Here is a 5615-nt window from a genome sequence, read left to right as displayed (position 1 = left end):
GCACCGCCCGGTCCGCGGGGTCGACGCCGGAGGCCAGCCCTACGACGCCGCCGACCCGGACGCCCAGCTCTGGGTGGCCGCCACCCTCTACGCGATGGGGGAGCAGGTGCGCCGCCGGATGTGGGGCGCCCTCGACGCCGAGGACGCCGACCGCCTCTACCGCGGGTACGCCCCGCTCGCCACGAGCCTCGAGGTCCCCGCCTCCGCCTGGCCGGTCGACCGCGCGGCGTTCGCGGACTACTGGGACGACCGGGTGGCCCGGCTCGAGGTCACGGACGACGCGCGGCGGGTCGCCGCCGACTTGTTCTCCGGCCATGGCGTCCCCGCGCCGCTGCGAGCCGCCCTGCCCCTGGCCCGGTTCGTCACCGCCGGTCTCCTCCCGGGGCGCGTGCGCGCCGGCCTCGGCTGGTCCTGGAGCGGGCGGGACTCCGTCCGGGAGGCACGCCTCTGGGGGCTGGCGCGCACCGTGTACCGGCCGCTGCCGGCGACGGTGCGCGGCGTCGTCGTGGGCTGGGTCCTGCGGGGGCTGCCCCGGACGCGGGAGCCGCGTGGCGCCGTCGTCGCGGAGGCGACCAGCCGGGATGTCCGCCCCGTCTGGGAGGATGGTGCCGATGTCTGACTACCAGCCCCGCCGCCCCGGATCGAAGCCCACCCCGAACCGCCAGAGGGACCGCGCCGGCAAGCCGGCCCTCGGCCGCCCCGAGCGCGGCCTGATCGACGAGTCCGAGGCGCGCCAGCTCGCCGAGGACCGGGAGCGCATGCGCCGCGCCGGCGTCGGCCACCAGCTCTCCGCGCCCAAGCGCCGCGAGGCCGCCACCGCCGAGCGCCCCCAGGTGATGCCGAAGACCGAGGGCTGGACCCAGCCGATGGGCCCGGACGGCCGACCGCAGCTGCAGTTCAAGCAGCCGCGCGTCTCCCAGCCGCCCACCCACCTGGCCGACCTCACGCTGAAGGAACGGCAGGAGAAGGCCAAGGAGATCGGGCTGCCGGCGTTCCGCGCCAAGCAGCTCTCGGTGCACTACTTCGAGCACTACACCACCGATCCGGAGCAGATGACGGACCTGCCCAAGGACAAGCGGGAGGCGATCGCGGAGGCGTTCTTCCCGCCGCTGCTCACCGAGGTCCGGCGCATGGAGACCGACCGCGGGGACACCGTCAAGTTCCTGTGGCGGCTGTTCGACGGCGCGCTCGTGGAGTCCGTGCTGATGCGGTACCCCGGCCGCGTGACGCTGTGCGTGTCCAGCCAGGCCGGCTGCGGGATGAACTGCCCGTTCTGCGCCACCGGCCAGGCCGGGCTGACCCGCAACATGTCCACGGCGGAGATCGTGGAGCAGATCGTGCTGGCCAACCAGGTGATCGCCCAGGGCGGACTGGGCGGCAAGCGCAAGGACGGCGGGCACGACGCCGACCGCGTCACCAACGTCGTGTTCATGGGCATGGGTGAGCCCCTGGCCAACTACAAGCGCGTGATGGCCGCCGTGCACCGCATGGTGGACCCCTCGCCCGAGGGTCTGGGCATGTCCGCGCGGAACATCACGCTGTCCACCGTCGGCCTGGTGCCGGCCATCCGGAAGCTGGCCGAGGAGGGCGTGCCGCTGACGTTCGCGCTGTCCCTCCATGCGCCGGACGACGAGCTGCGCGACGAGCTGATCCCCGTGAACTCGCGCTGGAAGGCGGACGAGGCGATCGACGCCGCGTACGACTACTTCGTGGCCACCGGGCGCCGGGTGTCCATCGAGTACGCGCTCATCAAGGACATGAACGACCACGCGTGGCGCGCCGACCTGCTGGCCAAGAAGCTCAACGCCCGGGGCAAGGGCTGGGTGCACGTGAACCCGATCCCGCTGAACCCGACGCCGGGCTCCATCTGGACCGCCTCGGAGAAGGACGTGACGCGCGAGTTCGTGGACCGGCTCAACGCCGCCGGCATCCCCACCACCCTGCGTGACACCCGTGGCAAGGAGATCGACGGCGCGTGCGGCCAGCTGGCGGCCGAGGACGTCGACTGACCCGCCGAGGCCCCTCGCGCGGCGCTCACCGGCCCGTCCGCGGACAAGTCGCGAGGCCGGCGTCGGGAGGCGCCGTCAGAAGCGGACGGTCTCGCTGTCGCCCGGGTGGGCCTCGCCGCCGGTGACCTTGGCCTTCACCAGCTCGACGGCGGTGGCCACCGCGCCCGGGGACTCCCAGAACTGGGCGGTCTGCACATCCACGCGCACGAGCACGATCTGCGGATCCTCGGGGCTCGAGCCCTCACCGAAGAACGCCTCGGTGGCCGGGTTCCAGAACTCCTTCTTGCGCGCGTCGTCGCGGACGAGCTGACCGTGGCCCGCGAGGGAAGCCCAGAAGTCCTTGTCCTGCACGGCGACGTTGACCGGGCGCTGCGGAGCGTCCGCGGCGACGTCGGAGGTGGCGCGTGTGAGGAACCAGAGCGTGCCGCCGTCCTCCGCCTGCTGCAGGCCCATCGGGCGGGTGACGAGCGTGCCGTCCTGCTCAGCGGTGGTCAGCATGCAGACGTTCACCTTCGCGAGCTTCTCGAGCAGACGGGCGCGGGGATCCTGGGTGCCCATGGCGTGACTCCTTCGTCGTCGGGTGCCGGCGCCCTGATGCGGCCACCGGCTCGTAGCACCGACCCTAGGCACGGCCAGGCGGGCCCTGACCAGCGCTCAGCGGCGCACGGCCGCGGCGAGCCAGTCGACGGCGAGGGCGTAGCCCTGGACGCCCGCCCCGGCGATCACGACGTCGGCGACGGCGGAGACGTGCGAGTGGTGCCGGAACGCCTCGCGCCGGTGGACGTTGGAGATGTGCACCTCGGCGATCGGCCGGTCGGCGGCGGCGAGGGCGTCGCGGATCGCGATGGAGGTGTGCGAGTACGCGGCGGGGTTGATGAGGACGCCCGCGTGGGAGGTGCGGGCCTCCTGGATCCAGTCGATGAGCTCGCCCTCGTGGTTGGACTGTCGGAAGTCCACGGTCAGCCCGTGCTCGGCCGCGCGGGCCTCGGTGAGCGCACGGACGTCGTCGAGGGCGGCCGTGCCGTAGACCTCGGGCTCGCGGGTGCCGAGCAGGTTCAGGTTGGGGCCGTTGAGCACGAGCAGGGGCAGGGCGGGAGTGGCGGTCATGCGGTCAGTCTAGGAAGCGACGACGACGGCTCCCGTCTCGGCCACGACAGTGCGTGGAAGGCGCCCGTTTCCCGAACGAAAGTGCCGGGACACGCCGCCGTTTCCCGAACGAAAGCGGGGGTGGGGCGGAATAGGTGCGGCGGGGTGTCCGTTGTGGTCGGCAGGACGATCGCCGGCGTGAACGCGTCGGCCCCGCTGACGAAAGGACCCACCGTGGCCACCAAGGACCTGACCCTCGAGGAGTTCGGCTCCACCGTCGCCGAGAACGACACCGTGCTCGTGGACTTCTGGGCCGGCTGGTGCGGCCCGTGCCGCCAGTTCGCCCCCGTGTTCGAGGCCGCCTCGGAGAAGCACGAGGACGTCGTGTTCGCCAAGGTCGACACGGAGGACCAGCAGCAGCTGGCGGCGATGGCCGGCATCACCTCCATCCCCACGCTCATGGCCTTCCGCGGCGGTGTGCTCGTGTTCTCCCAGGCCGGCGCCCTGCCGGGCACCGCGCTCGAGCAGCTGCTCGACCAGGTCAAGGGCCTCGACATCGCGGAGGTCCGCCGCATGGCCGAGGAGCAGCAGGGCCAGCAGGGCGACGCCGAGCCGGGGCAGGACGAGGCCGTGCAGTCCACCGCCGCCCACCTCGACGACGTCAACGGCCGCTGACGGCCCGCACGGCGTCGCCGCTCCGCCCGCTCACCGCGGGTCGAACGCCCCCTGCTGCCACTGCTCCACGAGCCACGGGCTGAACGCCCGGGGGACGGCGGCCAGGGCGGCGGCCAGATCGGCCGGCTCCACCCAGCACCACTCCGCGACCTCGTCCCGCTCCGGGGCGGGGTCGCCGTGCATCCGGGCCCGGAACACCGGGCAGATCTCGTGCTCCTCCATGCCGGAGGCGTCTGCGGCCCGGTAGCGGAAGTCGGGGAGCACCTCGACGACGTCGGACACCTCCACGCCCAGCTCCTGCGGGGCGCGGCGCAGCACGGCCTCCGCGGGGGACTCGCCGGGGCCGGGGTGTCCACAGAACCCGTTGGTCCACACCCCGGGGAACGCCGCCTTGCCCAGCGCCCGTCGGGTGAGCAGGAACCGGCCGGCCTCGTCGTACACGTGACAGGAGAAGGCCAGGTGCAGGGGCGTGCCGCCGTCCTCGGTGCGGCGGTGGACCGTGGCCTTGGCCTCCGTGCCCACGGTCTCGCCCGCCGGGGACAGCAGGACCACGCGCTCGACGTCGTCGGGGCCTGCGACCGGGACGTGCGAGGCCGCCATCCACGGTCGGGCGACGGGGGAGGGGTGGTCGTGCGGGGAGGGCGTGGCCGGGGTCTGCATGCCTCTCAGTGTGGCAGGCGAGCCGGGCCGCCCACCGGATGTGGGCTACGTCACCTCAGCCCGATACCGGCGGCCGGGCGTGGCTAGAGTGCTGAGGTCGGCGCCACACCCCGGCGCGTCCCACGTCACTCGAGGAGAGCACCCCCATGGCCTTCGCCGCCCTGTCCCGTTCCGCCCGTCTCGCCGGCCTGTCCGCCGCCGCGCTGCTGGCCCTCACCGCGTGCGGCGGTCAGGACTCGTCCGACGCCGACGCGTCCGCCTCGACGACGGCGCCCGCCTCCGCGTCCGCGCATGGTGCGGAGTCGTCGTCCGCCTCGGCGTCGTCGCTGTCCGCGGCCCCGGCCGACTACGAGGCCGGCACGTGCTTCACCGCCCCGCTCGGCGCCCGTGACCTGTCCTCCTTCGAGACCACCGACTGCGAGGGCGCCCACACCGCGGAGTACCTCTGGGCCGTGCCGGCCGTGGCCGAGGGTGAGGAGGCCGACCCGGCCGCCGCCCAGACCTGCACCGCCCAGGCCCAGCGCCTGAGCGAGGAGAAGGAGGACCAGCTGAACGGGGCCGTCCTGACCTCCTCCGAGCTGGGCAACTACGGCACCGACGAGAAGCACTGCGTCGTGTACGGGGTCTCCGGTGAGTGGGAGGGTCAGATCGTGGACCCGGAGATCACCCTGGAGACGGCGTCCGCCGACGCCTGATCCCGACGGCGGCCCCGTGCGTCGTGAGATCGCGTCACCCGGGGTCGCCGCGGATGGACGCGGGACCGGCGCGGCCCGTAGTGTCTTCTCCGTCCGGAAGTTAGACGGTCGAACAGATGCGGCGGTCGGTGCCGCGTCGTGTCCGCCACCGAGGAGGCGCCATGGGTGAAGCGAGGACGGGCGGCGAGGCCGCGCTCTCCGGGGTGACCGCCGAGCTGGACGCCGCGCTCCGACATGCCGCGGCCCAGGCACCCGGATCCGCCGCCTTCGCCGAGCTGCTCGACTCGCTCCACGTCCATGTGGGCGCCGGCAAGCTCATCCGCCCCCGTCTCGTCGAGCTCGGCTGGCGCCTGGCGACCGCCGACCCGGTCCCTCCGTCCGGCCGCGCTGCCGTCGACCGACTCGGGGCCGCCTTCGAACTGCTGCACACCGCGCTGCTCGTCCACGACGACGTCATCGATCGGGACGTGCTGCGGCGCGGCCAACCCGC

The 5615-nt window shown here is 73.6% G+C and carries 8 protein-coding genes; 5 read left to right on the top strand and 3 right to left on the bottom strand.

Translation table 11 applies throughout. The features are described from left to right. The coding region (locus tag HMPREF3105_RS08430) for an oxygenase MpaB family protein (RefSeq protein WP_070709220.1) at positions 1–619 on the top strand (619 nt) is incomplete at its 5' end. Further along, positions 612–2009 (top strand): dual-specificity RNA methyltransferase RlmN, encoded by a 1398-nt coding sequence (gene rlmN, locus HMPREF3105_RS08425; protein WP_036384305.1) that lies wholly within the window; start codon positions 612–614, stop codon positions 2007–2009. The genes HMPREF3105_RS08430 and rlmN, both read left to right, overlap by 8 nt. Positions 2010–2084: 75 nt before the next feature. Here rlmN and HMPREF3105_RS08420 read toward each other — a convergent pair whose 3' ends face one another. Then, positions 2085–2567 carry a pyridoxamine 5'-phosphate oxidase family protein gene (locus HMPREF3105_RS08420; RefSeq protein ID WP_036384307.1) on the bottom strand — a complete coding sequence of 161 codons (483 nt, stop codon included), beginning with the start codon at positions 2565–2567 and terminating at the stop codon, positions 2085–2087. A 96-nt stretch (positions 2568–2663) separates the two neighbouring features. Then, positions 2664–3116 carry a type II 3-dehydroquinate dehydratase gene (gene aroQ, locus HMPREF3105_RS08415; RefSeq protein ID WP_070709218.1) on the bottom strand — a complete coding sequence of 151 codons (453 nt, stop codon included), beginning with the start codon at positions 3114–3116 and terminating at the stop codon, positions 2664–2666. A 213-nt stretch (positions 3117–3329) separates the two neighbouring features. Between aroQ and trxA the strand changes: the two genes are divergently transcribed. Then, a complete protein-coding gene (trxA, locus tag HMPREF3105_RS08410; RefSeq protein WP_083325319.1) occupies positions 3330–3770 on the top strand; it encodes a thioredoxin in 441 nt (146 codons plus the stop codon). Between the two features lie 30 nt (positions 3771–3800). Here trxA and idi read toward each other — a convergent pair whose 3' ends face one another. Further along, positions 3801–4430, bottom strand: coding sequence for an isopentenyl-diphosphate Delta-isomerase (gene idi / locus HMPREF3105_RS08405; protein WP_070709216.1), 630 nt, complete (start codon positions 4428–4430; stop codon positions 3801–3803). Between the two features lie 146 nt (positions 4431–4576). Between idi and HMPREF3105_RS08400 the strand changes: the two genes are divergently transcribed. Next, on the top strand, positions 4577–5125 hold the full coding sequence (locus tag HMPREF3105_RS08400; RefSeq protein WP_070709214.1) for a hypothetical protein: 549 nt from the start codon (positions 4577–4579) through the stop codon (positions 5123–5125). Between the two features lie 161 nt (positions 5126–5286). Beyond that, a partial coding sequence (locus HMPREF3105_RS08395) for a polyprenyl synthetase family protein (RefSeq protein WP_210401440.1) occupies positions 5287–5615 on the top strand: 329 nt, incomplete at its 3' end.

This window comes from Micrococcus sp. HMSC31B01, from assembly GCF_001816085.1.
Taxonomy (GTDB): Bacteria; Actinomycetota; Actinomycetes; order Actinomycetales; family Micrococcaceae; genus Micrococcus; species Micrococcus luteus.
This window is presented reverse-complemented; position numbering and strand designations above follow the sequence as displayed.

Excerpts from the sequence above, each read along its gene's own strand:
- rlmN (WP_036384305.1), top strand. The coding sequence starts at position 612 with ATGTCTGACTACCAGCCCCGCCGCCCCGGATCGAAGCCCACCCCGAAC.
- HMPREF3105_RS08420 (WP_036384307.1), bottom strand. The coding sequence starts at position 2,567 with ATGGGCACCCAGGATCCCCGCGCCCGTCTGCTCGAGAAGCTCGCGAAG.
- aroQ (WP_070709218.1), bottom strand. The coding sequence starts at position 3,116 with ATGACCGCCACTCCCGCCCTGCCCCTGCTCGTGCTCAACGGCCCCAAC.
- idi (WP_070709216.1), bottom strand. The coding sequence starts at position 4,430 with ATGCAGACCCCGGCCACGCCCTCCCCGCACGACCACCCCTCCCCCGTC.
- HMPREF3105_RS08400 (WP_070709214.1), top strand. The coding sequence starts at position 4,577 with ATGGCCTTCGCCGCCCTGTCCCGTTCCGCCCGTCTCGCCGGCCTGTCC.